General features: G+C 63.5%; 24 protein-coding genes and 1 other RNA gene. 17 read left to right on the forward strand and 8 right to left on the reverse strand.

Annotation, left to right across the window (positions count from 1 at the left end):
- Window position 1 precedes the first annotated feature (1 nt).
- The 8 genes from lpxB to D3F03_RS16200 all read left to right on the forward strand — a co-directional run bounded on the left by lpxB (window position 2) and on the right by D3F03_RS16200 (window position 8,808).
- Window positions 2-1,159, forward strand: a complete 1,158-nt coding sequence (lpxB, locus tag D3F03_RS16165; protein WP_119110496.1) for a lipid-A-disaccharide synthase — start codon at window positions 2-4, stop codon at window positions 1,157-1,159.
- Window positions 1,131-1,769 (forward strand): ribonuclease HII, encoded by a 639-nt coding sequence (gene rnhB / locus D3F03_RS16170; RefSeq protein WP_119110473.1) that lies wholly within the window; start codon window positions 1,131-1,133, stop codon window positions 1,767-1,769. Before lpxB ends, rnhB begins: the two co-directional genes overlap by 29 nt.
- On the forward strand, window positions 1,766-2,539 hold the full coding sequence (locus D3F03_RS16175; protein ID WP_119110497.1) for a TrmH family RNA methyltransferase: 774 nt from the start codon (window positions 1,766-1,768) through the stop codon (window positions 2,537-2,539). The genes rnhB and D3F03_RS16175 overlap by 4 nt, the downstream gene beginning before the upstream one ends.
- A 211-nt stretch (window positions 2,540-2,750) precedes the next feature.
- A complete protein-coding gene (gene carA, locus D3F03_RS16180; protein WP_199665491.1) occupies window positions 2,751-3,953 on the forward strand; it encodes a glutamine-hydrolyzing carbamoyl-phosphate synthase small subunit in 1,203 nt (400 codons plus the stop codon).
- Window positions 3,950-4,345, forward strand: a complete 396-nt coding sequence (locus D3F03_RS16185) for a hypothetical protein (RefSeq protein ID WP_119110474.1) — start codon at window positions 3,950-3,952, stop codon at window positions 4,343-4,345. Before carA ends, D3F03_RS16185 begins: the two co-directional genes overlap by 4 nt.
- 9 nt (window positions 4,346-4,354) lie before the next feature.
- On the forward strand, window positions 4,355-7,600 hold the full coding sequence (carB, locus tag D3F03_RS16190) for a carbamoyl-phosphate synthase large subunit (protein WP_119110475.1): 3,246 nt from the start codon (window positions 4,355-4,357) through the stop codon (window positions 7,598-7,600).
- Window positions 7,601-7,781: 181 nt separating this feature from the next.
- Window positions 7,782-8,258 (forward strand): transcription elongation factor GreA, encoded by a 477-nt coding sequence (gene greA, locus D3F03_RS16195; RefSeq protein WP_119110476.1) that lies wholly within the window; start codon window positions 7,782-7,784, stop codon window positions 8,256-8,258.
- Between the two features lie 121 nt (window positions 8,259-8,379).
- Window positions 8,380-8,808, forward strand: a complete 429-nt coding sequence (locus tag D3F03_RS16200) for a DUF4149 domain-containing protein (RefSeq protein ID WP_119110477.1) — start codon at window positions 8,380-8,382, stop codon at window positions 8,806-8,808.
- A gap of 56 nt (window positions 8,809-8,864) precedes the next feature.
- On the opposite strand, the gene D3F03_RS16205 is transcribed toward D3F03_RS16200, so the two are convergent.
- Window positions 8,865-9,611 carry a glycosyltransferase gene (locus tag D3F03_RS16205; protein ID WP_119110478.1) on the reverse strand — a complete coding sequence of 249 codons (747 nt, stop codon included), beginning with the start codon at window positions 9,609-9,611 and terminating at the stop codon, window positions 8,865-8,867.
- Between the two features lie 5 nt (window positions 9,612-9,616).
- Window positions 9,617-10,093 (reverse strand): YhbY family RNA-binding protein, encoded by a 477-nt coding sequence (locus tag D3F03_RS16210; protein ID WP_119110499.1) that lies wholly within the window; start codon window positions 10,091-10,093, stop codon window positions 9,617-9,619.
- Between the two features lie 108 nt (window positions 10,094-10,201).
- On the opposite strand from D3F03_RS16210, the gene D3F03_RS16215 reads away from it, so the two are divergent.
- The 4 genes from D3F03_RS16215 to glmM all read left to right on the forward strand — a co-directional run bounded on the left by D3F03_RS16215 (window position 10,202) and on the right by glmM (window position 15,187).
- On the forward strand, window positions 10,202-10,852 hold the full coding sequence (locus D3F03_RS16215) for an RlmE family RNA methyltransferase (RefSeq protein WP_119110479.1): 651 nt from the start codon (window positions 10,202-10,204) through the stop codon (window positions 10,850-10,852).
- Window positions 10,853-10,970: 118 nt separating this feature from the next.
- Window positions 10,971-12,890 (forward strand): ATP-dependent zinc metalloprotease FtsH, encoded by a 1,920-nt coding sequence (gene ftsH, locus D3F03_RS16220; protein WP_119110480.1) that lies wholly within the window; start codon window positions 10,971-10,973, stop codon window positions 12,888-12,890.
- A 71-nt stretch (window positions 12,891-12,961) separates the two neighbouring features.
- Window positions 12,962-13,807: a dihydropteroate synthase gene (folP, locus tag D3F03_RS16225; protein ID WP_119110481.1), complete on the forward strand. Its 846-nt coding sequence runs from the start codon at window positions 12,962-12,964 to the stop codon at window positions 13,805-13,807.
- 45 nt (window positions 13,808-13,852) lie between these two features.
- The gene (gene glmM, locus D3F03_RS16230; protein WP_119110482.1) at window positions 13,853-15,187 is read left to right on the forward strand and encodes a phosphoglucosamine mutase; all 1,335 of its coding nucleotides are present in this window, start codon (window positions 13,853-13,855) and stop codon (window positions 15,185-15,187) included.
- Between the two features lie 74 nt (window positions 15,188-15,261).
- Here the strand turns inward: glmM and D3F03_RS16235 are convergent, their stop codons facing one another.
- Window positions 15,262-16,182, reverse strand: coding sequence for an alpha/beta fold hydrolase (locus D3F03_RS16235; RefSeq protein WP_119110483.1), 921 nt, complete (start codon window positions 16,180-16,182; stop codon window positions 15,262-15,264).
- A gap of 130 nt (window positions 16,183-16,312) precedes the next feature.
- On the opposite strand from D3F03_RS16235, the gene D3F03_RS16240 reads away from it, so the two are divergent.
- From D3F03_RS16240 to plsY, 3 genes are all read left to right on the forward strand, one after another.
- A complete protein-coding gene (locus D3F03_RS16240) occupies window positions 16,313-17,374 on the forward strand; it encodes an aldo/keto reductase (RefSeq protein WP_119110484.1) in 1,062 nt (353 codons plus the stop codon).
- Between the two features lie 58 nt (window positions 17,375-17,432).
- Window positions 17,433-17,936: an aminoacyl-tRNA deacylase gene (locus D3F03_RS16245; protein ID WP_119110485.1), complete on the forward strand. Its 504-nt coding sequence runs from the start codon at window positions 17,433-17,435 to the stop codon at window positions 17,934-17,936.
- 104 nt (window positions 17,937-18,040) lie between these two features.
- Window positions 18,041-18,721 carry a glycerol-3-phosphate 1-O-acyltransferase PlsY gene (plsY, locus tag D3F03_RS16250; protein ID WP_119110486.1) on the forward strand — a complete coding sequence of 227 codons (681 nt, stop codon included), beginning with the start codon at window positions 18,041-18,043 and terminating at the stop codon, window positions 18,719-18,721.
- Window positions 18,722-18,781: 60 nt separating this feature from the next.
- Here the strand turns inward: plsY and D3F03_RS16255 are convergent, their stop codons facing one another.
- The 3 genes from D3F03_RS16255 to D3F03_RS16265 all read right to left on the reverse strand — a co-directional run bounded on the left by D3F03_RS16255 (window position 18,782) and on the right by D3F03_RS16265 (window position 21,865).
- Window positions 18,782-20,068, reverse strand: coding sequence for a TRAP transporter large permease (locus D3F03_RS16255; RefSeq protein WP_119110487.1), 1,287 nt, complete (start codon window positions 20,066-20,068; stop codon window positions 18,782-18,784).
- Window positions 20,065-20,703, reverse strand: a complete 639-nt coding sequence (locus tag D3F03_RS16260) for a TRAP transporter small permease (protein WP_199665492.1) — start codon at window positions 20,701-20,703, stop codon at window positions 20,065-20,067. Before D3F03_RS16260 ends, D3F03_RS16255 begins: the two co-directional genes overlap by 4 nt.
- Before the next feature lie 160 nt (window positions 20,704-20,863).
- A complete protein-coding gene (locus D3F03_RS16265; protein ID WP_119110488.1) occupies window positions 20,864-21,865 on the reverse strand; it encodes a TRAP transporter substrate-binding protein in 1,002 nt (333 codons plus the stop codon).
- Window positions 21,866-22,037: 172 nt separating this feature from the next.
- On the opposite strand from D3F03_RS16265, the gene D3F03_RS16270 reads away from it, so the two are divergent.
- Together D3F03_RS16270 and D3F03_RS16275 are read left to right on the forward strand one after the other, a co-directional pair.
- On the forward strand, window positions 22,038-23,981 hold the full coding sequence (locus D3F03_RS16270) for a sensor histidine kinase (protein WP_119110489.1): 1,944 nt from the start codon (window positions 22,038-22,040) through the stop codon (window positions 23,979-23,981).
- Window positions 23,978-24,607 carry a response regulator transcription factor gene (locus tag D3F03_RS16275; RefSeq protein ID WP_119110490.1) on the forward strand — a complete coding sequence of 210 codons (630 nt, stop codon included), beginning with the start codon at window positions 23,978-23,980 and terminating at the stop codon, window positions 24,605-24,607. The genes D3F03_RS16270 and D3F03_RS16275 overlap by 4 nt, the downstream gene beginning before the upstream one ends.
- Before the next feature lie 31 nt (window positions 24,608-24,638).
- Here the strand turns inward: D3F03_RS16275 and ffs are convergent.
- Window positions 24,639-24,734, reverse strand: an RNA gene (gene ffs / locus D3F03_RS16280) — signal recognition particle sRNA small type.
- A 33-nt stretch (window positions 24,735-24,767) separates the two neighbouring features.
- Window positions 24,768-25,322 (reverse strand): cytochrome b, encoded by a 555-nt coding sequence (locus D3F03_RS16285; protein WP_119110491.1) that lies wholly within the window; start codon window positions 25,320-25,322, stop codon window positions 24,768-24,770.
- Window positions 25,323-25,444: the final 122 nt, after the last annotated feature.

Here is a 25,444-nt window from a genome sequence, read left to right on the forward strand (position 1 = left end):
GATGCCGTCGCAACCGCGCATCGCCATGGTGGCGGGCGAAGCCTCTGGTGACCTTCTGGCCAGCCTGCTGCTGGGCGGTATGCGGGGTTTGTGGCCGGATTTGCAGGCCTTTGGCATCGGCGGGCCGCAAATGGCGTCGCAAGGCTTTGATGCGTGGTGGCCGAGCGACCGGCTTGCCGTGCATGGCTACAGCGTCGAGCTGCTGCGGCGTTTGGTGGAACTGGTGCGCATCCGGCACCAGTTGCGCGCGCGGCTGCTGGCTGCGCCGCCCTCGGTCTTCATCGGCGTGGATGCCCCCGATTTCAATCTGGCGCTGGAGACTGATCTGCGCGCCGCCGGCACGCGCACGGTGCATTTTGTCTGTCCGTCCATCTGGGCCTGGCGTGCCGATCGGGTGGAGAAAATCCGCCGCGCTGCCGACCACGTGCTGTGCATTTTCCCATTTGAACCGGCATTGCTCGCGAAGCACGGCATTGCGGCGACCTACGTGGGCCACCCACTCGCTGCCGTGATTCCACGCGAGCCCGACCGCGCTGCGGCGCGCGCACGGCTCGGCTTGCCGCAGGAGGGGCCGGTGCTGGCCATTCTGCCCGGCAGCCGCAGTGCCGAGGTGCAGTACATCACTCCAGCCTTTTTCAAGGCCGCAGCGCTTATCCGAAAAGCGCTTCCAGCTATCAAAATGATAGTTCCCGCGGTGCCGGCGCTGCAGGAACGCATCACCGCCTGCGCGCGCGACTGCGGCATGCAGGACGCGCTGCAGATCGTCACGGGACAGTCGCATACGGTATTGGCGGCTTGCGATGTCACGCTGATTGCCAGCGGCACCGCCACGCTGGAGGCCGCGCTCTTCAAGCGCCCCATGGTCATCGGCTACCGCATGCACCCGGTGAGCTGGCGCCTGATGCGCCGCCGCCAGCTCCAGCCCTGGGTGGGCCTGCCCAACATCCTGTGCCAGGATTTTGTCGTGCCCGAGCTGATCCAGGACGCGGCGACGCCCGAGGCGTTGGCTGCTGCGGTGCTGGAGTGGTTGGCTGCTTGCCAGTCCCGATCTGACCGTGTCACGGCGCTGCAAAAGCGCTTTGCCGCATTGCACGACATACTCGCGCGCAATACCTCTGAACTGGCCTCGGATGCGATCCGCCAAATCATTGAAGCCTGAACAAGGCCACCTTCCCTGGCATGGTCCGGTTCTGACGGCCGGCGTGGATGAGGCTGGGCGCGGGCCTCTGGCGGGCCCCGTCGTGGCAGCGGCGGTGATCCTGGACGAGCGCCAGCCCATCGCCGGGCTGAACGATTCCAAAAAACTCTCGCCGGCGCGGCGTGAAGCCCTGTTCGAGCAGATTCGCGCCCGCGCCCTGTGTTTTGCCATTGCCGAGGCCAGCGTCGAGGAGATCGACCGGCTCAACATCCTGCAAGCGACCCTGCTGGCCATGCAGCGCGCCGTGGCCGGCCTGCGCCTGCGCCCGGGCCTGGTGCTGGTGGATGGCAACCGCTTGCCGGTGCTCGATTGCGCGGCCGAGGCGATAGTGGGGGGCGATGCGCTGGTTCCATCCATCTCTGCCGCGTCCATCCTGGCCAAGGTGTACCGCGACCGCTGGTGCGTCCAGGTGGATGCGCAGTACCCGCAATACGGCTTTGCTGGCCACAAGGGCTATGGCACGGCGGCGCACATGGACGCCTTGCGAGCCCACGGCGCTTGCCCGCTGCACCGACGCTCGTTTGCACCCGTGGCCTTGCATTGGCGCGCCCCTGGGGAGCCAGCGCCATGACAGCGCCGCAGGTGGTGCACATCAGCTCACGCGATAACCCGCTCGTCAAGGACCTGCGGCGCCTGGCGCAAGACAGTACGCAGTACCGCAAGCAGGGGCGCGTGTGGATCGAGGGCGAACACTTGTGCGAGGCGGCGCGCCAGCAGGGCCGCGCACCTGCCATCGCGGTTTTTTCCGAGTCTTTTTGGCCTCTGGCGCATATGGATAAAGCGCCTTCAGCTATTAAAGTCATAGTACTTCCAGATGCTTTGTTTGCTAGCATCAGTGCGTTGGAGTCGCCAGCCGGCATGGGCTACGTGCTGGATCTTCCGGTCGCCGCGCAGCCCGATCCGCAGGCGCCCACGGTGGTGCTCGACCGCGTGCAGGACGCCGGCAACGTCGGCTCTATCCTGCGCAGCAGCGCGGCGTTCGGTTTTCGCCAGGTGCTGGCCTTGAAGGGCAGTGCGGCCCTGTGGTCAGCCAAGGTGCTGCGTGCTGGTATGGGGGCGCATTTTGGGCTCACTCTGGTCGAAGGTCTGGAGAGCGAGGATCTGGCTGCGTTGCAGGTGCCGCTTTTGGTGACGCATGTGCATGAGGGCGATTTTTTGCACCGGGCAGCGCTTCCCTGGCCTTGCGCCTGGGTGTTTGGGCACGAAGGGCAAGGGGTTGCACCCGGTATTGAGGCGCACGCTACGCAGCGCATTCGGATTGCACAACCAGGCGGTGAAGAATCCCTCAACGTGGCAGCCGCTGCCGCCATCTGTCTGCACGCCAGCGGCTGCATGCGCTGAGCCTGGAAGCACCCAAGGCGGATCGGGATCGGGGTCTCGCGCGGTCCGTCGCCTGCATGAGCAGGCGCCTGCGGCTACAATCGGGGGCTTTTCTCGCAACAGCGTCGCCCGACCGCACCCAAAGCAATAAACTATCCGAGAGCCGCCATCCACGCATGCCATGCGGGATTGTGCGCAGGCGCCGGGCGACCGTAACCATCCGGAGAACCCAGTGCTTTTGTCTCTCAAGGGAAGTTTCCCGCCCGCCATCCTGGCGCTTGCAGACGGCACGGTCTTTATCGGCAATTCGATTGGAGCCCCCGGCTCCACCGTCGGCGAGGTGGTGTTCAACACCTCCATGACCGGCTACCAGGAAATCCTCACCGACCCGAGTTACTGCCAGCAGATCGTGACCCTCACGGTCTCGCATGTGGGCAACTACGGCGCCAATGCTGAGGATGTCGAAGCCGCGAGGATTCATGCCGCTGGCCTGATCATCAAAGACCTGTCCGCTGTCGTCAGCAACTTTCGCAGTACCGAAAGCCTCTCGTGCTACCTCAAGCGCGCGAACACGGTGGGTATTGCCAACATCGACACGCGTGCGCTCACCCGGCGGCTGCGCAGTACGGGCGCGCAAAACGGTGCCATTCTGGCGTTGGCGCCCGGCCAGGAAGTCACCCAGGCGCTGCGGGACGAGGCGGTGGCGCAAGCCCGTGCTGCGGCTTCCATGACCGGTCTGGATCTGGCCAAGGTGGTTTCCACGCCAACCCGCTACGAGTGGAGCCAGACCGAATGGCAACTGGGCGCCGGCTATGGCGAGCAGCAGGCACCGCAATTCCACGTGGTGGCCTACGATTTTGGGGTCAAGTACAACATCCTGCGCATGCTTGCCGCGCGCGGCTGCCGCGTCACCGTCGTACCGGCGCAGACCACGGCTGCCGAGGCCTTCGCGCTGGCACCCGACGGCGTGTTCCTCTCCAATGGCCCGGGCGACCCGCAGCCCTGCGACTACGCCATTGCCGCCACCCGCGAGATCATTGACTCCGGCATGCCAGTTTTCGGCATCTGCCTGGGGCACCAGATCATGGCGTTGGCGGCGGGTGCCAGCTCGTTCAAGATGGCGCATGGCCACCACGGCGGCAACCATCCCGTGAAAGACCTGGATACCGGGCGCGTGAGCATCACCAGCCAGAACCATGGTTTTGCCGTGAAAACAGAGAGCCTGCCGGCGCACCTGCGCGCCACGCACGTGAGCCTGTTCGACGGTACCTTGCAGGGCCTGGCCTACCGGAACAAGCCGGCCTTCAGCTTTCAGGGCCACCCTGAAGCCTCGCCTGGGCCGCACGACATCGCCGGCCTGTTCGACCGCTTTGTCGATGCCATGCACGATGCCCGAGTTGCTGCCGGTTCGACAACTGGAGCCGTGGCGGCATGAAGCTGTTCAGTTTTCCTGCGGCGGCGCTTGAAAAGGCCATCCACAAACGCGTGCTCAGCCTGCCACCGCCGCACCGTGAATGGTTTGCCGAGCGCTGGCAGCAAAAACCCTACAAGAAGGCGTTCATTGAACACAAGGCCATGCCGCTGGTCACGCTGGTGGCCAAAGGCAAGACCTGGGACGACGCCACCTTCGCCGAGGCGCTGCAGGAGTGGGACGCCACCTTCTATGAAGCCGAGACCGAAGTGCTGAGCCCACTCGTTCAGGGCGACGGCCTGCTGCAGCTGATGCAGAAAAACCTGCCCGCCGAGCGCGCCACGCAGCTCCTGGAAAAGCTCCAGCAGCGCCGCGCCGCGGCCGGGCCCGATGCCCCAGGCGCATCCAACGACTGATTGCACCCCATGCCAAAACGCACAGACATCAAAAGCATCCTCATCATCGGCGCCGGCCCCATTGTGATTGGCCAAGCCTGCGAATTCGACTACTCCGGCGTGCAGGCCTGCAAGGCGCTGCGCGAAGAAGGCTACAAAGTCATCCTGATCAACAGCAACCCCGCGACGATCATGACCGACCCGGCCACGGCTGATGTCACCTATATCGAGCCCATCACCTGGCAGACGGTCGAGAAGATCATTGCCAAGGAGCGTCCCGACGCCATCCTGCCCACCATGGGTGGCCAGACGGCGCTCAATTGCGCGCTGGACCTGTGGCACCACGGCGTCTTGAACAAGTACAAGGTCGAACTGATTGGCGCCACGCCCGAAGCCATCGACAAGGCCGAAGACCGCCTCAAGTTCAAGGATGCGATGACCCGCATCGGCCTGGGTTCGGCGCGATCGGGCATCGCCCACAGCATGGACGAGGCCTGGGCCGTGCAGAAAACGCTGGGCTTTCCGACCGTCATCCGCCCCAGTTTCACGCTGGGCGGCACGGGCGGCGGCATTGCCTACAACCCCGAAGAATTCGAGACGATTTGCAAGCGTGGCCTTGAAGCTTCGCCCACCAGCGAGCTGCTGATTGAAGAGTCGCTCCTGGGCTGGAAAGAGTACGAGATGGAAGTGGTGCGCGATAAGGCGGACAACTGCATCATCATCTGCTCGATTGAAAACTTGGACCCCATGGGCGTGCACACCGGTGATTCCATCACCGTGGCCCCCGCGCAGACGCTGACCGACAAGGAATACCAGATCATGCGCAACGCCAGCCTGGCCGTGCTGCGCGAGATCGGCGTGGACACGGGCGGCTCCAACGTGCAGTTCTCGGTGAACCCGAAGGACGGCCGCATGATCGTCATTGAGATGAACCCGCGCGTCTCGCGGTCGTCGGCGCTGGCCTCTAAGGCCACGGGTTTCCCGATTGCCAAGGTGGCGGCCAAGCTGGCGGTGGGCTATACGCTCGATGAATTGCGCAATGAGATCACGGGTGGCGCCACACCGGCGTCGTTCGAACCCTCGATCGACTACGTGGTCACCAAGATCCCGCGCTTTGCTTTCGAAAAGTTCCCGGCTGCCGATAGCCGCCTGACTACGCAGATGAAGAGCGTGGGTGAGGTCATGGCCATGGGCCGCACCTTCCAGGAATCCTTCCAGAAAGCACTGCGCGGCCTGGAAGTGGGCGTGGACGGCATGAACGAGAAAACCCAGGATCGTGAAGTGCTCGAAAAAGAGCTGGGCGAGCCCGGCCCCGAGCGCATCTGGTACGTGGGGGATGCCTTCGCCATGGGACTCTCCGTGGACGAAGTGTTCGAGCTCACCAAGATCGACCGCTGGTTCCTGGTGCAGATCGAGCAGATCGTGAAGATCGAGCTGGATATCGACCAACTGACCGCCGAGCAAGGTGAGGGCGCCTTGGCTGCGCTGGATGCCGGTGAGCTGCGCACTTTGAAGCAAAAAGGTTTTTCCGACCGGCGCTTGGCCAAGCTGCTCAAGACTACCGAAAAGGCCGTACGCGACCAGCGCCGAACACTGAATGTGCGCCCGGTCTACAAGCGGGTTGACACCTGCGCGGCCGAGTTCGCCACCAACACCGCCTACCTGTATTCGACCTACGAGGAAGAGTGCGAGGCCGAGCCTACCGACAAGAAAAAGATCATGGTGCTGGGCGGCGGGCCGAACCGCATTGGCCAGGGCATTGAGTTCGATTATTGCTGCGTGCACGCTGCCCTCGCCATGCGCGAGGACGGCTATGAAACCATCATGGTCAACTGCAACCCTGAAACCGTGTCCACCGACTACGACACCTCCGACCGTCTGTATTTCGAGCCGGTCACGCTGGAAGATGTGCTGGAAATCGTGGACAAAGAAAAGCCCGCAGGCGTGATCGTGCAGTACGGTGGCCAGACGCCGCTCAAACTGGCGCTGGCACTCGCCGCTGAGGGTGTGCCCATCATCGGCACCAGCCCCGACATGATCGACGCCGCCGAAGACCGCGAACGCTTCCAGAAGCTGCTGGGTGCGCTGGGCTTGCGCCAGCCGCCCAATGCTACGGCGCGCACGGAGCCCGAGGCACTGGAGAAGGCCGAGGCCCTGGGCTACCCACTGGTGGTGCGCCCGAGCTATGTGCTGGGTGGCCGCGCCATGGAAATCGTGCACGAGCAGCGCGACCTGGAGCGCTACATGCGCGAGGCCGTGAAGGTCAGCCACGATTCGCCTGTGCTGCTGGACCGCTTTCTCTCCAACGCCATCGAATGCGATGTGGACTGTGTGCGCGACTGCGCCGGTGTCACCTTCATCGGCGGCGTGATGGAGCACATTGAGCAGGCAGGGGTGCACAGTGGCGATTCGGCCTGTTCGCTACCTCCTTACTACCTGTCGCAGCCCACCATCGACGAAATCAAGCGCCAGACGGCCGCCATGGCGGAGGGGCTCAGCGTGGTGGGCCTGATGAACGTGCAGTTCGCCATCCAGCAAGTCGATGGCCAGGACATCATCTACGTGCTTGAAGTGAACCCGCGGGCCTCCCGCACCGTGCCTTTCGTCAGCAAGGCCACGGGCATTCAGCTGGCCAAGGTGGCGGCGCGCTGCATGGCGGGGCAGACACTGGTAAGCCAGGGTATTGCCAAAGAAGTGACGCCGCCCTATTTCAGCGTGAAGGAGGCGGTTTTCCCCTTCGTCAAATTCCCGGGTGTGGACACGATCCTTGGCCCCGAAATGAAATCCACCGGCGAGGTCATGGGTGTTGGCAAGACGTTTGGCGAGGCTTTCGTGAAGAGCCAGCTCGGAGCCGGCACCAACCTGCCGACGTCCGGCAAGGTGTTTCTTACGGTAAAGAACAGCGACAAGCCGCGCGCGGTGGACATTGCGCGCCAGTTGGTCGAGCTGGGCTTTGAGCTGGTCGCCACCAAAGGCACGGCCGCTGCGATTGCCGCTGCCGGGGTGCCGGTGCAGGTGGTCAACAAGGTGACGGAAGGGCGTCCGCACATCGTGGACATGATCAAGAACAACGAAATCGTCATGGTCATCAACACCGTGGAAGAGCGCCGCAATGCCATTGCCGACTCGCGCGCCATTCGCACCAGTTCTTTGCTGGCCCGGGTCACCACTTTCACCACCATTTTTGGCGCCGAAGCCGCTGTTGAGGGCATGCGCCACATGGACCAGCTCGACGTGATCTCCGTGCAGGAGATGCACGCGCAGCTCCTGGCCTGAGGCCCCCCGGGGGGCTTCTTTCGAGAACGCAAACACGGCATAATCAGCGCCAGATCAACACCGCCGCGCGGCAACGTGCGGCGGTTTGCTTTTGGGGCATGCCACACCACCTTCTGGCTGTGCATGCGTAGACAAGCCGCGCTTTTCTGCGGCACACCACCACCAACGGAGACGTCGGGCCATGGCCACTCTTCCCATTACCAAACGCGGCGCCGAGAAACTCAAGGCCGAACTGCATAGACTCAAAACGGTGGATCGTCCCGCTGTTATCGCCGCCATTGCCGAGGCTCGCGCCCAGGGCGATTTGAGCGAAAACGCCGAATACGACGCCGCCAAGGACCGCCAGGGCTTCATTGAAGGGCGCATCCAGGAAATTGAAGGCAAGCTCTCGGCGGCTCAGATCATCGATCCGAGCACCCTTGATGCTGAAGGGCGGGTGGTGTTTGGCGCCACGGTCAAGCTGGAGGAAGAAGACACGGGCGAAGCCGTTACCTACCAGATCGTGGGAGAAGACGAGGCCGACCTCAAGCAAGGGCTGATCAACATTGGCAGCCCGATTGCACGTGCCTTGATTGGCAAGGTCGAAGGCGATACCGCCGAAGTGCAGGCACCAGGTGGCGTGCGCCACTACGAAATCGTGGCAGTCAGCTACGCCTGATGAGGCGACAACCCCCTAGTAGGCACCGCCAGTGCGGCAAAGTAGCCTTTGCACGGCGGCCGCTGGCGTGGGTTGCGCCAGTGCCGCGGGCTGCGCACGGCGCAAGCGATAGGGTGCGCACATGAGTCCCCTGCGCCAGCGCTTTCCTGTCCTCCTCGCCGCCTTGTGGTGGGGGAGCCTGACCACGCTTGGCGCGCTGGTCGTTCCCATGCTGTTCGTCCACCTGGCGACCCCAGCCATGGCGGGCAATATGGCGGCGCGCTTGTTTGCTGCGCAGACCTGGGTGTCCGTTGGCTGTGGCCTGCTTCTGCTCCTGATCTCAAGGCCAAGAGGGGAGGTAGCGCAATACCCATGGGCGCGCGCAGCTATGGTTTTCATACTGGCGGGCATGCTGCTCGCTGTGCTGGTGCAGTTTGGTGTGGCGCCGCGCATCGAGGCGCGGCAAAACCTGCGCCTGTGGCACGGCGTGGGCTCCGCAATGTTTGGCCTGCAGTGGTTGTGTGCGCTGGCCGTGCTGTGGTGTACGGCAGATAAGCGACCATTCCCCTGAGCCGCTTGCGCGGCGTTCGCTGGTAGAGACACGAGTCGACTGCCGCCGCGCCGATGCTACTCGTGCCAGTGCTCGGCTACCCACGCAGCAGGGCGAATAAAACGAAAACGTCGGTTGCGCCGCCCCGCCAATGCGTCGGGCGGGTTGCATTCGCCATGGAAGATCACGACGCGTGCGCCCTCTGGCACGAAGGGGAGGCGCCAGTAATTGGTCGGCCAGCGCGGAATGCAGTGGTATTTGAAGCTCGGGCACCAGGTGTCGGGCCAGTAGGCGAGCTTGCCCTGGCGGTGCAGGAAATCCGACAGATACGCCTGCTCGTTGCGAAAGCGCCGCCGAATTTCGTCGAAATGCGTGCGGAAGTAAGCGAGCACATCGGGATGGGCACCCAGCTCGAACCGGTACACCGACGAGTTGCCGGTGATGCGCCAGGGCCGCTTGTGGTCGTGGATGATGAGAAATTCACCCGGCTGGGTGAAAAAATCGTCCAGGCTGCCGGTGACCACCACGTCCACGTCCAGGAACAGCGCCGTGCCCTGCAAACCATGGAGATCGGCGGCGAAGGTGGCGAGCTTGTTCCAGCCACGCTCGGGAATACCAGCGGGCAGGTCCAGCGGTGGGATTGGCAGGCACTGCACTTCGCTGCGGATGCCTGCAGCATCGTCCGTCAGGCAGACAAAGTTGAAGTCTCCCCTCAGGTGCCGGCGTACCATGGCGTAGAGCCGGTTGACGTACTCGGGGCCGTATTTCGTGCCCCATTTCATGCAAATGACGTGGCGCGGGTGCGCCTGGCTGGCCTCACGCATCGCCGTCAAGGGGCCTGGCGTTTCTTGATCGAGATGGGCCTGGGTTTCTTGGCGCGCTTGACCTGGCCGCCTGGCGTCAGCCGCTGGTTGCCCAGCACGCGCAACTGCTTGATCTCTGGGCGTTGGCCGCCGCGCTTGCTGTACTTGAGCACCTTGACATCGCGCGGGCCGGGCATGCGGTCCTCGTCGGGAGTTTTGAGCTTCTCGGGCTGGGGGCGCCACAGCACCAGGAGCTTGCCAATGTGCTGGATGGGTGCGGCATTCAGTTCTGCAGCGAGTTCCTGGTACATCAGTTCGCGCGCCGCGCGGTCGTCACTGAAGACGCGGATCTTGATCAGGCCATGCGCGTCGAGCGCGGCTTCGATTTCCTTGCGCACTGCGGGCGTCAGGCCATCGCCGCCTACCATGACCACAGGGTTCAGGTGGTGCGCCTGGGCGCGCAATTCGCGGCGCTCGGCCGAGTGGAGTTCTATTTGGGGCATGGGCCGTATTATGTCTGCGGCCTGGTGCTGGGCGCGTTCACTGCGCTTGCGCGACATATGCGCCTGGTGCAATCGGCACGACCGATTGTCGAGCGACAATGGACTTCCATGAAAGTCAAAACCCAAAGCAAGAAGGTCAACAAGGCTTGGCTGAACGACCACGTCAACGACACCTACGTGAAACTCGCTCAGCATGAGGGCTACCGCGCGCGCGCTGCCTACAAACTCAAGGAGATTGACGAGCAGTTTGGCCTGCTGCGCCCAGGCGCGGTGGTGGTCGATCTGGGCAGTGCGCCTGGGGCCTGGAGCCAGTATGTGCGCCGGCGCCTGGGAAGCAGCGGTGGTGGCCAACTGGCGGGAACCATTCTGGCGCTCGACATACTGCCCATGGAACCTATCGAAGGCGTGCGCTTTCTGCAGGGGGATTTCCGCGAAGACGCGGTGCTGGCACAACTGGAAGCCGCGCTTGAGGGGCGCAAGGTGGACCTGGTGGTCTCGGACATGGCGCCCAATCTCTCGGGCATTGCAGCAACCGATGGCGCGCGTATTTCGCTCTTGGTCGAGTTGGCACTTGACTTTGCCCGTGCCCATCTGCAGCCGCAAGGAGCGCTCGTGGCCAAGCTGTTTCACGGCCAGGGCTACGACGCGCTGGTGCAAGGCTTTCACGCGCAGTTTCGTGTGGTGAAAACCGTGAAACCCAAGGCCTCGCGCGACAAGTCTTCTGAAACCTTTCTGGTCGGGATAGGCCGCAAAGATTGAGAGACCGCACCGGCGCAATGGCCGGTTTCCTGACGGCGCAAGAGCGGCAGACCTTGAAAGGCCTAAAATTGGCGCTATCTGGGTCAAACCAACCCTGCCAATCCCTCTGGAGCCCCGCTTGAACAATCAGTGGTTTTCGAAAGTCGCCGTATGGCTTGTCATCGCCATGGTGCTTTTTACGGTGTTCAAACAATTTGACACCCGCGTCAGTGCGTCGGCTGGCCATGTGGGCTACTCCGAGTTTCTGAGCGAGGTGCGCAACAACCGCATCAAGAGCGCCACCATTCAGGAAGGCCAGGGCGGAACCGAGATCGTCGCTGTCACCAACGACGACCGGCGCATCCGCACCACCGCGACGTACCTTGATCGCGGCCTGGTGGGCGACCTCATCAACAACAACGTCAAGTTCGATGTCAAGCCGCGCGAGGAAGGCTCGCTGCTCATGACCCTGCTGGTCAGCTGGGGCCCGATGCTGCTCCTGATTGGTGTCTGGGTGTACTTCATGCGCCAGATGCAGGGCGGCGGCAAGGGCGGCGCTTTCAGCTTTGGCAAAAGCAAGGCGCGCATGATGGACGAGAACAACAACACGGTGACGTTTGCCGATGTGGCCGGTTGCGACGAGGCCAAGGAAGAAGTCAAGGAAGTTGTCGATTTCCTGAAAGACCCGCAACGCTTTCAGAAGCTCGGCGGCCGCATTCCGCGCGGCCTGTTGCTGGTCGGCCCTCCGGGCACCGGCAAGACGCTGCTGGCCAAGTCGATTGCGGGCGAGGCCAAGGTGCCGTTCTTCTCGATTTCCGGCTCTGATTTCGTCGAAATGTTCGTCGGCGTGGGCGCAGCCCGGGTGCGCGACATGTTCGAGAACGCCAAGAAGAACGCTCCCTGCATCATCTTCATCGACGAAATCGACGCCGTGGGCCGCCAGCGTGGCGCAGGCCTGGGCGGCGGCAACGACGAGCGCGAGCAGACCTTGAACCAGATGCTGGTCGAGATGGACGGCTTCGAGACCAACCTGGGTGTGATCGTGGTGGCTGCCACCAACCGGCCCGACATTCTTGACGCTGCATTGCTGCGCCCCGGCCGCTTCGACCGGCAGGTGTATGTGACGCTGCCGGACATCCGCGGCCGCGAGCAGATTCTCAACGTGCACATGCGCAAAATCCCGGTCAGCCAGGACGTGAACCCCAGCGTCATCGCGCGCGGCACACCGGGTATGAGCGGCGCCGATCTGGCCAACCTGTGCAACGAAGCTGCTTTGATGGCCGCGCGCCGCAATGCGCGTACGGTCGAGATGCAGGATTTCGAGCGCGCCAAGGACAAGATCCTGATGGGCCCTGAGCGCAAGAGCATGGTCATGCCCGAGGAAGAGCGCCGCAACACGGCCTACCATGAGTCGGGTCACGCGCTGATCGGCAAGCTCCTGCCCAAGTGCGATCCAGTGCACAAGGTCACCATCATCCCGCGCGGCCGTGCGCTGGGTGTCACCATGAGCCTGCCGGCGCAAGACCGCTACAGCTACGACAAGGAATACATGCTGAACCAGATCAGCATGCTCTTTGGCGGCCGCATTGCCGAGGAAGTGTTCATGGGCCAGATGACCACGGGCGCCAGCAACGACTTCGAGCGGGCGACCTCGATTGCCCGCGACATGGTCACGCGCTACGGCATGACCGATGCGCTTGGTCCCATGGTCTATGCCGAGAACGAAGGTGAAGTGTTCCTGGGGCGTTCGGTCACCAAAACCACCACCATGAGCGAGTCGACCATGCAAAAGGTCGATCAGGAAGTGCGCAAGATCATCGATGAGCAGTACGCCCAGGCACGCAAGCTGATCGAGGACAACCGCGACAAGATGCACGCCATGGCCAAGGCGCTGCTCGAATGGGAGACCATCGACACCGACCAACTCGACGACATTATGGCCGGCAAGCCGCCGCGCCCGCCCAAGGACTGGACGCCGCGCACGCCCTCGTCGGGCGGTGATGGCCCGACCGGCGGCACACCCGCCGTGGCACCCGATCCGGCGCCGACAGCGGCCTGATGCAGGCATTCCTGCAACGAACAAACGGGGCGCAAGCCCCGTTTGTTCATTCTTCTGCACCCATCACCCCCATGCTCTGGCAAACCAGCCGCTTCGCCATAGACCTCGGCCGCCCGCAGGTCATGGGCATCGTCAATGCCACGCCAGATTCTTTCTCCGATGGGGGCAAACACGCCAACGCTGCAGCCGCCCTGCGCCACTGCGAGGTGCTGCTGAAGGACGGTGCTGATCTGCTTGACATCGGAGGCGAATCCACGCGCCCCGGCAGTCCTCCCGTCCCTCTGGAAGAGGAGCTTGCCCGTGTGCTGCCAGTGGTGCGCGGTGCTGTGGCGCTGGGTGTGCCGGTCTCGGTGGATACCTACAAGCCTGAGGTGATGCGAGCGGTCCTTGACCTGGGCGCCGACGTCATCAACGATGTCTGGGCCCTGCGCTGCGGCGATGCGGCGCAAGTGGTGGCCGGGCACCCGCGTTGTGGCGTCTGCCTGATGCACATGCACCGCGAACCGCAGACCATGCAGGCAGCGCCCATGGAGGGCGATGTGCCTGCACAAGTGCTCCTTTTTTTGAAGCGGCAAGCGTCCATTCTGCAAGCGCTAGGCGTTGAAAAGAGCCGAATTTTGCTCGATCCTGGAATTGGCTTTGGCAAGACCGTGGCGCAGAATTTTTCCCTGCTGGCGCGTCAGCACGAGCTGCTGGCCGCTGGCTACCCGCTGCTCGCTGCCTGGTCGCGCAAGTCATCGCTGGGTGCGGTGACGGGGCAGGAAGTGGGCGAGCGCCTGATTCCCAGCATTGCCGCGGCACTGCTGGCGGTCGAGCGTGGCGCTCGTGTCGTGCGTGTGCACGATGTACGTGAGACCGTCCAGGCGCTCGCCGTATGGCGCTCGGCCAGCGGGCAGGCCACTTTGAACAGGCTCTAAGTGGCTTGCTCGCACGGCCTGCACAAGAAAATTTTGGGAGGAAAAATGGACCGACAGTATTTCGGCACCGATGGCATCCGCGGCACGGTAGGGCAACCGCCCATCACACCCGACTTCATGCTGCGCCTCGGCCATGCCGTGGGCCGCGTGCTCAAGCGCAGCGAAGAGCGCCCTACGGTGCTGATTGGCAAAGACACGCGCATTTCGGGCTACATGCTCGAAAGCGCACTGGAATCAGGCTTTAATTCTGCTGGTGTCGATGTGGTCTTGCTCGGGCCGCTGCCCACGCCCGCCGTTGCCTACTTGACGCGTGCCCAGCGGGCCAGCCTGGGTGTGGTCATCAGCGCCAGCCACAACCCGTTTGCAGACAACGGCATCAAGTTCTTCAGTGCCCAAGGCAGCAAGCTGCCGGACAGCTGGGAGCGGGCCGTTGAGGAGGCGCTGCAGGAACTGCCTGTGTGGGCGGATTCGGCCTCCTTGGGCAAAGCGCGTCGGCTGGACGATGCCTCGGGGCGTTACATCGAGTTTTGCAAGAGCACCTTTGCCCACGACCTCACGCTCAAAGGGCTCAAAATCGTCGTGGATGCTGCGCACGGAGCTGCCTACCAGGTAGCACCCAAGGTGTTCCACGAATTGGGTGCTGACGTGATCGCCATGGGCTGCGCGCCGGACGGCCTCAACATCAACCACGAGGTCGGTGCCACGCATCCCGACGCCCTGGTGCTCGCGGTGCGCGCCAACCATGCCGACTACGGCATCGCACTCGACGGCGATGCCGACCGTCTGCAGGTCGTGGACGCCGCTGGCCGCCTCTACAACGGCGACGAACTGCTCTACCTCATGGCGCGCGAGCGCATGGGCCGCGACGAACTCGTGCCGGGCGTGGTCGGCACCCTGATGACCAATATGGCGGTGGAGCTGGCATTGGCCGAACGCGGTGTCAAGCTCGTGCGCGCCAAGGTGGGTGACCGCTACGTGTTGGAAGAGCTGGCGCAGCGCCGCTGGTTGCTGGGCGGTGAAGGCTCGGGCCACCTGCTGGCGCTCGACAAGCAGACCACGGGCGATGGCCTGGTGAGCGCCTTGCAGGTGCTGCAGTGCGTGGTGCGCAGTGGCCGCACGCTGGCGCAGTTGATGGAAGAGGTGACGCTGTTCCCGCAGGTGCTCCTCAATGTCCGGCTGGCGCCCGGCAGCGACTGGCGCGGCAATGCCCATCTGGCGCGGGAAACCGAAGCCGTGCAGGCCGAACTGGGCGCCCTGGGCCGTGTGCTGATTCGCGCCAGCGGCACCGAGCCGGTACTGCGGGTGATGGTGGAGGCGCGCGACGCTGCGCAGGCAAGCCGCTGTGCCGAGCGCTTGGCCGAAGCTGCTCGCGCAGCCTGATACTATGTTCTTGATAGCTTTTAACGCTTACAGGATAAGCGTTAGATGGCTATTTTCATCAAATAAATCGGACGTCAGTCGCGCAAAAAGGTTTCTATCAGTTGTGCCAGCACCTCGGGCTGGTCGTGGTGCAGCATATGGCCGGCGTCCTGGATGACGGCGGTGCGGCAGTCCGCCACGGCTTTCAGGCGCTCGTGGTACTGCGCCAGCGTGTAGCGGCCCTGCCACCACTGGCCCAGGCTGTCTCCGCTGGCTTCCACCGCCAGCGTGGGCGCGGTGATGGCGGCGTAGAGCGCTTGCGCCTCGTCCACGCGGTAGATCTGCGCGCTCTTCACCTTGTGCGCCGCGTCGCCCAGGATGGCCCAGCGGCCTGACGCGTCCTGCGCGGCCCAATGCTGTGCCAGCCATTGCGCCTTGTCCTGCGAGAGGCGTGGGTTGGTCTTCATGAGCCGCCGCGCCACGCCGTCCAGGCTGTCGTAGCTTTTGAGCGCCATCTCGCCGCGTTCGAGTTGGCGGATTTCGTCCATCCACTCCGCATAGCGGCGCACCGCAGACTCCGGTTGGGAGGCGGGCAGGCCAAAGCCTTCCAGGTTCACCAGGCGCCGCACCCGCGCCGGCCGTACCCCCGCGTACATCATGGCGATGTTGCCGCCCATGCTGTGGCCCACCAGGTCCACGGGGCGATTGCCCGCGCAGTGGTCCAGCAATTGGTCCAGGTCGGCCAGGTAGTCCGCAAAGGCGTAGTGGTCGGTCGGGGCCGGGGGTTTGGTGAGCCCGAAGCCGCGCCAGTCGGGCGCGAGGATGGTCCGGCCCTGCACGAAGGCCTCGGACAGGGCGTCCACCATGAACTGGTAGGAAGCACCCACGTCCATCCAGCCATGCACCAAAACAAGTGGTGGAGCATCGGCCTCGGACGCTCCCCAGCGCCAGACGTGGTAGTCGAGTGAGCGGACGCGCACGAACTCGGTGCGGGCGGGAAAGCGTTCGGAATACATCCGCCAATTATTCATGGCTTGCGCAAGCGGCTTGTCCTTGCGGCGACAAACACCTGCGCGCTTGCTCGCCTGCACGATTGCGCCCGCGCCCGTAAACTGCAGCGCTCCCTTTGGACAAGCCCCGCACCGCATGAAAACACTCCAACTCGGTCAGAGCGACCTGCACGTCACCCCCATCTGCCTGGGCACCATGACCTTTGGTGAACAGGTGGACGAGCCCACCGCCCATGCCATCCTGGACCGTGCGGTCGAGCGCGGCATCAACTTCCTTGACACGGCCGAGATGTACGCCGTGCCGGCGCGTGCCGAAACTTTTGGCGCGACCGAGACCATCCTCGGCAACTGGTTTGCTTCGCGGCCCGGTCTGCGCGCCAAGACCGTGCTGGCCACCAAGGTGGCCGGGCCGTCGCGCGGCATGCCCTGGGTGCGCGAAGGGAAGGGCATGACGCCGGCCGACATCGTCGCGTCCTGTGAGGCCAGCCTGCGGCGCCTGCAGACCGACGTCATTGACCTCTACCAGATCCACTGGCCCGAGCGCCATGTGCCAGCCTTTGGCACCCAGTACTACGACCCGGCCAAGGAAACATCGCAAACGCCCATCCACGCGCAACTCGATGCGCTTGCCGGCCTGGTGCGCGCTGGCAAGGTGCGCCACATTGGTTTGTCCAATGAAACGCCCTATGGCGTGCATGAATTTGTGCGGCTGGCCGAGCAACACGGGCTGCCCCGCGTCGTGAGCGTGCAAAACCCGTACTGCCTGATCAACCGCAGCTACGAGAACGCCCTCGACGAAACCTGCCACCGGCTGAAGGTGGGCTTGCTGGCCTATTCGCCCCTCGGCTTTGGTCTGCTCACCGGCAAGTACGACGCAAGCGGCACCGAAGGCCCGAACGCGCCCGCTGGTGCGCGCATTGCCAGTTACGCCAGCGTGCGCAAGCAGCGCTGGGGCCGGCCCGAGGCGCTGGCGGCCGCGCGCCGCTACAACGCGCTGGCACGCGACCATGGATTGAGCCCCACGCAGATGGCGCTGGCCTTTTGCGCTACCAAGTGGCAGGTCGCCAGCACCATCATTGGCGTGACCTCGCTGGCGCAGCTGGAGGAAGATATTGGCGCTTTTGGCGCCACGCTCAGCCCGGAGCTGCTCGCCGCGATCGACGTGCTGCGCTGGGAAATGGGCGACCCCGCAATTTGAGGTCAAATGAGGCCCTAGCGCTTATGCTGTAAGCGCGACCAGCTATCATTTTCAAACCATGGCAAAGAAAGACAGCAAGGCGGCGCACGTCAGCGAAACCCCTGCGACGCAGATGTTGCGTGCGCACGGCGTGGCGTTCACCGGCCACCCCTACGAGTACCTGGAGCACGGTGGCGCCCAGCACAGCGCGGCGGTGCTGGGGCTGGACCCGTACGCCGTGGTCAAGACGCTGGTCATGCAGGACCAGGACGCCAAACCCCTACTGGTGCTGATGCACGGCAACCGCACCGTGTCCACCAAGAACCTGGCACGCCAGATAGGTGCCAAATCGGTCGAACCCTGCAAGCCCGAGGTCGCCAACCGCCACAGCGGCTACCTGGTGGGTGGCACGTCGCCCTTTGGCACGCGCCGCGAGATGCCGGTGTACATCGAGGAGAGCATTCTCACGCTGCCGCGTATCGCCATCAACGGCGGGCGGCGCGGGTTTCTGGTGCAGATGGATCCGCAGGTCTGCGTGCAATTGCTGGGTGCTCGGCCGGTGCAATGCGCGCTGGAGATGTAGGCGCGTGTTCGCCGCCCAGGTCCGGGTGGCTGGCACAATGGCCCGCCGTTCGCTGGTGCGGGCCATTGCTGTCCGTTTGCATTTGAATTTCTGGAGTTGCCTCCGTGCCTGTTGCCTATAGCTTTGCCGCCGTGCTTGCCGCCTACCTGCTGGGCTCCCTCTCGTTTGCCGTTGTCGTCAGCCGCGCCATGGGCCTGGCCGATCCGCGTACCTTTGGCAGCAAGAACCCTGGAGCCACCAACGTGCTGCGCTCGGGCAGCAAGGCCGCCGCCATCGTCACGCTGCTGCTCGACGCCGCCAAGGGCTGGCTGCCGGTGGTGCTGGTGCGCTGGTACGGCGCGCCGTATGGGCTGGAGGACGGCACGCAGGCGATGGTGGGCCTGGCCGCTTTTGCGGGCCACCTGTGGCCGGTGTTTTTCCGTTTTCAGGGCGGCAAGGGCGTGGCCACCGCGCTGGGCGTGCTGGTGGGCTTCAGCCCCTGGCTGGGGCTGGCCACTGCCGCCACCTGGCTCATCGTGGCGTTTTTCTTCCGCTATTCATCGCTCGCCTCGCTGGCCAGCGCCTTGTTTGCACCGGTGTACTACGTGATGGTGGGCGGCATCGTCTGGGATACCGAGCGCACCATCGCCGCGTCCATCGTGGTGATGTCGAGCTTGCTGACCTGGCGGCACAAGGACAACATCGCGCGTCTGATCAAGGGAACGGAGTCGCGCCTGGGAAAATCCAAAGAAAACGCCGCAAGCGCCGACGCGCCGCGGCCCCGCAAGCGCCGTTCGCGCCACTGAGGCACTGCTGAACGGGGAGGCGCAGCAGGCCAGAAGTGGCGCGATAAAGGGTTTAGCGGCTCACCTGCCCATCCCCAGTATGTGCGGTAGCCAGAGCGTCATTGGCGGCCAGTAGGTGACGGCGACAAGAAAGCCCAACATCGTCAGCAGCCAGGGCCAGACGGCGACGGTGAGCTCCGTAATCCCCATCTGGGTGATGCCGGACGCCACGTACAGATTGAGCCCCACCGGCGGATGGCACATGCCGACCTCCATGTTCACGACCATCATGATCCCGAAGTGCACGGGGTCGATGCCCATCTTCACGGCGACCGGAAAGAGGATGGGAGCCATGATCAGCACAATGGACGATGGCTCCATGAAGTTGCCTGCCACCAGCAGTAGGACGTTGCACACCAGCAGGAAGGCGATGGGGCCCAGTCCCATTCCCACCATCCAGTCCGCCAGGTGCTGCGGGATCTGCTCGTTGGTGAGAACAAAGCTGAACAGCACCGCGTTGGTGATGATGTAGAGCAGCATGGCGCTCATGTTGGCGGATGCCAGCAGCACCCGCGGCACTTCGCTCAGGCGCAAATCCTTGTAGACAAAGACCGCCACGACGAACGCGTACACCGCACTCATGGCCGCTGCTTCTGTTGGCGTAAAGAGGCCCGCGTAGATGCCGCCCATCACGATCACGATCAGCATAAGCCCCCAGAAGGACTCGCGAAACGCCTTGCCACGTGTGGCCCAGCTGGCTTTGGGCAAACGCGGGTAGTTGTTTTTGCGCGCCCGGTACCAGGTTGTCAGCCCCAGCAAAAACGCCAGCACGGCGCCAGGGACCACGCCGGCCATGAACAGTGCGCCGAGCGAGGTGTTGGTGGAGACCGAATACATCACCATCACGATCGAGGGTGGGATCAGGATACCCAGCGCGCCCGAGGTCGTGATAACGCCGGCACCGAAGCTCTTGGGAAAGCCTGCCTTGACCATCGCTGGCAGCAGAATCGAGCCGATGGCCACCACGGTGGCCGGGGATGAGCCGGAAACGGCGGCAAACAGCGCGCAGGCCAGCACGCCGGCCAGACCCAGGCCGCCATACCAATGGCCCACCATGGAGGCGGCGAAGGTGATCATCCGCTTGGCAACACCACCGTGCGTCAGAAAATTGCCTGCCAGGATGAAAAACGGCACCGCCATGATCTCGAAGTTCTCGATGCCGGTGAAAAGCTTCAATGCCACGGCTTGCGCCGGTACATCGGTGAAACCGAAGATGAAGCTCAGAACGGTCAGGCCCAGAGCGATGGACACCGGCATGCCGGTGAGCATCAGCGTGAGCAAAATCCCAAAAATGATCAGGCCGTTCATCGCGTGTGCTCCTGCGGGTGCAAATCGGGGGCGGCGTCTTCCTCGACGCCTTCTTCCAGGCCATCGACGTGGCCGTGGTCATGGTGGGGCAGTTCGCCGGTACGGATGAAATTCCAAGCCACTTGCAGGAAGCGAAAGCACATCAAGCCGGAACCCAGCGGAATGGCGGAGTACACGATCCAGGTTGGCATCTCCATGTCGGGCGTGACAGGCCCTTGCGTGAGGCCGTCAAGGCTCAGGCCCAGGATGCTGAAAATGCGGTAGTGCGCGCCGTTTTCCCAAACAAAACTTCCGCCGAAGGAGGCGAGCGAGAAGGTGAAGAAGGCGCCAGCCAGCAAGCCAAAGACGATGATTTTTCCGCGTGTGCGCTCGGGCAATCGGTTGATCGCCACGTCAACGCCGACGTGGATGCCGGTCCGCACGCCGTAGGCAGCGCCGAACTTGGCCATCCACACGAAAAGGTAGATGGTGGCTTCCTGCGCCCAGGACACGTCCTGCCGCAGCAGCCAGTCCTGCAGGCCCGGTATCGCCAGGCCCGAGGCGTAGCGGTGTATCACCGCCAGAAAAGTAATGAGCGTGGCCAGCCCCATCAACACGGTGATGAGCCACTCTTCAAGATGATCAAGCCATTTCACAACAGCTTCTCCTTGCGGCCACAAGCGACCGCGGAACGTTTTCGGTATGCGCTACCGAGATGCGGCGTGGAAAAAAGGCGGGGAAGGGGCATCTGCCTGCGGATGCGCGAAGCGCCGGGCTGACACGGCGATCAACCCGGCGCTTCGTGCTGCTGCTGCTTTAGAGCTTCGACGGATCGAAGCCGGTTTCCTTGTAGATCGCCTTGATGGTGTCTTCGCCAATGCGCGAGGCCATCTGCTTGTGCACCGGGATCAAGGCCTTCTTCAGAGCTGTTTTTTCCGCGTCGGTGGGTGTGTAGACGTTGGTCTTGCCTGATGCTTTCACCTTGGCCAGCGCGTTGTCGTTGTCCTGTTTCGCATCGTCGTTAGCCACCTTGGTGGCTTCGGTCATGGCTTGGTTGAGCTCGGTGCGGATATCTGCTGGCAGGCCGTCCCAGAACTTCTTGTTCACGACCACGGCATAGCCGAGGTAGCCGTGGTTGGAGAGCGTCATGTCCTTTTGCACTTCATACATCTTCTGGGTGTAGAGGTTGGAGTGCGGGTTTTCTGTGCCATCGACCACACCGGTCTGCAGGGCCTGGTAGACCTCGCTGAACGCCATCACCTGCGGGATGGCGCCCAGGGCACGCATCTGCGCGTCCAGCACCTTGGACGATTGGATGCGCATCTTCAGGCCCTTGAAGTCTGCCGGCGCGTGCAGCGGCCGGTTGGCCGAGAACGACTTGAAGCCGTTGTCCCAATAGGCCAGGCCGGTGATGCCCTTGGGCTGAAGTTTGTCCAGCAGGCTCTTGCCGACGGGGCCCTGAGTGACCTTGTGCAGCTCGTCGTAGTTGTCGAACAGGTAGGGCAGGTCAAACACCTCGAACTCACGCACGCCGAGCGGTGCAAACTTCGACAGCGACGGCGCCAGCATCTGGACCGAGCCCAGCTGCAGCGCTTCCATCTCCTCTTTGTCCTTGTAGAGCTGGCTGTTGGGGTACACCTCAACCTTGACGCGGCCCTTGGTCAACTCGGCGGCACGTTTGGCGAAGAAATCTGCTGCCTTTCCTTTTGGGGTGTCCGTTGCCACCACATGACTGAACTTGATGACGATGGGCGCCTGGGCATAGGCGCCAAAACTGGCTGAAAGGGCGACCGCGAGCAGGAAAGAACGCTTTTTCATGAGATGTCTCCGGTGATGAAACGGGGCAGGAGTGCACCGCTGTGCAGGGGGATTTTTCTGCATTTCTCGATTTTGCGGCATTGTGGATTTCCACAACACAGCCGCCGCCCCGACAACCGCAGTGCCGAGGCCTTAGACTGTTTTGGTGCCGTCGCCACTGATTCCCCCCGCATTGCCCGCATCACCGTCGCACCAGAAGCTGCGCGCATGGCTGTGGGTCTTGCCGTTTTGCCTGGCTGTGGTTCTGGTGCTGGCCGTGATGGCGGTGCTTGAGGCCAGCGATCGGCGCGACCTGGAGGCGCTGCGCCACACCATGGAAGTGGATGCACTGGGTCTGCAAGACAAGCTGAGTGCGCGCATTGAGTCCGAGCAACTGCGCCTTGACGGCTTGGCCGCGCATTTGGTGGCCGACGGGGTTACGCCCGAGAACCTGGCGTTGGACAGCGCGGTGCGCAGTGCGCAACAGGCGTACTGGGTCAGCCTGATATGGCTTGACCCGAACAATCGCATTCTGGCGGAGGTGCCTGACCCGCGCCACGCCCTGGGGCGCGACGACATTCCGACGGGTGTCTCGGTGCATCTGCTCGCGCCGCTCCACCATGGCGGCAGACAGACCGGCATGCTCATTGCCAGGCTGCAGCCGGCGCGCTTGCTCAAAGAGTTGACCCCCTGGTGGATGGGGCAGCGCTACGACATTCGCCTGATGGATGATTTTGACCAGGTGGTGGCTGCCGCGCCTGGCGCCGCCTGGCGCTTTGCGGTTCCACCGCTGTCGCACCGCATCAGCCTCTCGCCCCTGCTGAGCGAGACCTACCTGGAACTGGCTCTGCGTGAGCGCTTTCGCCCCTGGTTTCGCACCTTTCCGTCTTGGCTGTTGGGCGCTTTGCTGGCCATGATCGGCTGGGCCTCGCTGCTGCTGCGCCGCCAGATGCAGGGCGTGCGGCGTGCCGAGGCGGCCTGGCGCACCGAGGCAGCCTGGCGCACGGCCATGGGCGAGTCGCTGCGTGTTGGTCTGCGTGCCCGCGATCTGCACGGGCGCCTGCTCTACGTCAACCGCGCCTTTGCAGATATGGTTGGCTACAGTGTTCAGGAGCTCTTGGGCCATGTTCCGCCCATGCCTTACTGGGAAAGCGAGAACATGGATGAGATGCAGGTCTTGCATCGCCGCACCATGTCGGGGCGGGCGCCCCCGGAAGGCTATGAGGTGCGTTGGAGGAAACGGGATGGAGGCGTTCTGGAGGTGCTGATCGTGGAAGCGCCCCTCATTGATGCGCGCGGTAGCCAGATCGGCTGGATGGGGTCGGTGCTCGATATCACCGAACGCCTTCGCGCGCAGGAGAGCGAGCGGCGCCGTACCGAAGCCATGGCGACCCAGGCTCGGCTGGCCACCTTGGGCGAAATCGCCTCGACCTTGGCACACGAGCTCAACCAGCCCCTGGCGGCAATTTCCAGCTACAACGCCGGTTTGCAAAATGCACTCAAGAACCGCAACGTGACCGATGGGCACATCACCTTGGCGCTGGCACGCCAGGCCGAGCAGACGGAGCATGCTGCGGCCATCGTGCAACGCATCCGGGATTTTTTGTCGCGCAGAGAACCGCACCGAGAGCCTTGCGATCTTGCGGATATTGCCACCCAAGCGGTGCAATTGCTGGGGCGCGACCTGTCGCAGCGCCGGGTGCGCGTAGTCAACCAGCTGCCCGTGCGTACGCATCTGGTGGAGGGCGACCGCGTGCTGCTGGAGCAGGTGCTCATCAACCTGATCCGCAACGCCGCCGACGCGCTGACTGCAGGCGCGGATTCCGGGCGCTTGCCCAAAACCATCACGCTGGGTTTTAGTGTCGTCTCGGAGCGGTTTGTGCGCTTTGATGTTTGTGACAATGGCCCTGGTCTGAAGGGGCAGGGCATTGAGCAGCTGTGTCAGCCCTTTTTCTCTACCAAGACCGACGGCATGGGCATGGGCATGGCCATTTGCCGCTCGATCATTGAGGCGCATTACGGTTCCATGGATGCGGCGGATCTCCCCCAGGGCGGCGCGCGCATCAGTTTCATCTTGCCGCTCGCCGTGCCCGTGTTGGCGGATTCGCCAGAGATCATTGAGAAAGCTTTGATATGAACACTGCAAGCGGCGCGCTCCAACCCTGTGTCTATCTGGTGGACGACGAAGCGGCGGTGCGCGACGCGCTGGTCTTTCTGCTGCAGTCGCGCAATCTGGCGGTGCAAAGTTTTGCCAGCGCGGCCGAACTGCTGCAGAACCTGGCGCCTGCGGACCGCCTGCGCGGGTGTTTTCTGCTCGATGTGCGCATGGATCCGGTCTCAGGCCTGGCGCTGCACGGTGAACTGTTGGTTCGCGGCGTGCGCAACCCCGTGCTTCTGATGACTGGCCATGGTGATATTCCCATGGCGGTGGAGGCCCTGAAGAAAGGGGCCTTTGATTTTCTTGAAAAACCCTATAGCGACAACACGCTGGTGGACCGCCTGGAGCAGGCGCTGGCGGTAGATGCTGCGATGCACAACCACCAGGCTCGCGGTGCAGAGCTGCGCGCCCGCTTGGCCAGCCTGACGGAGCGTGAACAAGAGGTCATGCAGCGCGTGGCCCTGGGGCGGCTCAACAAGGTCATTGCCGATGAGCTGGGCATTGCCGTGCGCACCGTGGAGGTGCACCGCGCCCGGGTTTTCAGCAAGCTGGGCGTGCGCTCGGCGCCGGAAGTCGCAACGTTGCTGGCGCACGGCACGCAGTGAGGACACTGCGTTGCGCAGTGCCGAAGAAGAAGTTGACGAGCCTTACCCCGGCACTGGCTCCACAGTTAGGGCTGCTTGGTTCCCCACCTGACCCGGTTGGCTGCTTCACCATGCGGGGAGGCCCGTCACCGCTGATTGTATGCGACGCGCTGCGTGCGCTTCAGCGTGTGCCAGGCAGCATGCGCAGCACGGTGTCATCGCGCTGGACATAGTGGTGAAACAGGGCGGCTGCGGCGTGCAGGCCAACCAGCACATAGCCCACCGTGGCGCCGGTTTCGTGTAGTTCCTTGATCCAGGTTGCTGTTTCCTTGCTCTCAGTGATGGGCAGCAGCGGGAGCCCAACCCCACCTGGCAAGGTGACGGGAGCGCCCTTGGCGCTCAGTGCCATCCAGCCCAGAAGTGGCAGGCAGATCATCAACGCATACAACGCCACTTGCACCAGATGGCCCAGCATGGCCTGCCACGCGGGGGGCGTCGGCGTAATTACCGGGGTGTTGCCCAGTGCGCGTGCCAGCAGGCGCAGCCACACAAGCACAAATACCGAGAGGCCGAGGCCGAAATGCACCGATCTGAGTAGCGCCCGCCCAGCACTGTCTTTGGGGTATATCCCCTTCAGTTCCATGGTGGCGGCGGTAGCCACCAGCAACACGGCCATCAGCCAGTGCAGGGCAATGGACCAGCGGCTGTAGCGATGGACAAAGGTGTTTTGGGTCATAGGTGCTTTCCTGGGCAAAGAAAACCGATGCTAGTGTGGTGTCTCAAAAGTAAGCATCAAATAATTGAGCCTGCAGCCCGTGCGACAGATGCCAGGATGGTGTCGGCGCTTTTGTGCCACAC

It is taken from the genome of Simplicispira hankyongi (genome assembly GCF_003570885.1).
In the GTDB taxonomy this organism is placed as follows: Bacteria; Pseudomonadota; Gammaproteobacteria; order Burkholderiales; family Burkholderiaceae_C; genus Simplicispira; species Simplicispira hankyongi.